This is a genomic window from Mesorhizobium sp. M7D.F.Ca.US.004.01.2.1 (genome assembly GCF_003997785.1).
In the GTDB taxonomy this organism is placed as follows: Bacteria; Pseudomonadota; Alphaproteobacteria; order Rhizobiales; family Rhizobiaceae; genus Mesorhizobium; species Mesorhizobium loti.
Genome location: NZ_RZRQ01000783.1, coordinates 1 through 386 on the forward strand (window position 1 = coordinate 1; position 386 = coordinate 386).

At 59.3% G+C, this 386-nt stretch carries 1 protein-coding gene; it reads left to right on the top strand.

Annotated features, from left to right (window positions below; genetic code table 11):
* Positions 1–386, top strand: a 386-nt coding sequence (locus EN993_RS37310) for an SGNH hydrolase domain-containing protein (RefSeq protein WP_281040605.1), incomplete at both ends; no start/stop codon positions are given.

The following is a 386-nucleotide window of genomic DNA, read 5'->3' on the forward strand; positions in this document are numbered from 1 at the left end:
CGACGTGCAACTGCTGCCATCCCTCGGCAAACTCAGGCGTGACGTACCGATCGTCTATCGACTGAAATGCCATCAGGAGCAGGACAGCACGCAAGCTGTGGGCTGCCAGCTCGGCGATCCCCAGGGAACCAGAACCATTGTCGTCGCAGGCGATTCACACGCAGCACAATGGATCCCGGCCATCGACAAGATTGCCAGGGACCGCAAGTGGAAATTGGTCACCTTCACCAAGGCTGCATGCCCTTTCACCCTTGCCGCGGTGACGGATGAAGGTAAGCCGTATGAGGCCTGCGCAACATGGCGCGACAACGTTCGCGCCGAGATCAGGAAATTGCGGCCAGACCTGATGTTCACCAGCCAGTCTCGCTATTCCGACACACCGGAGC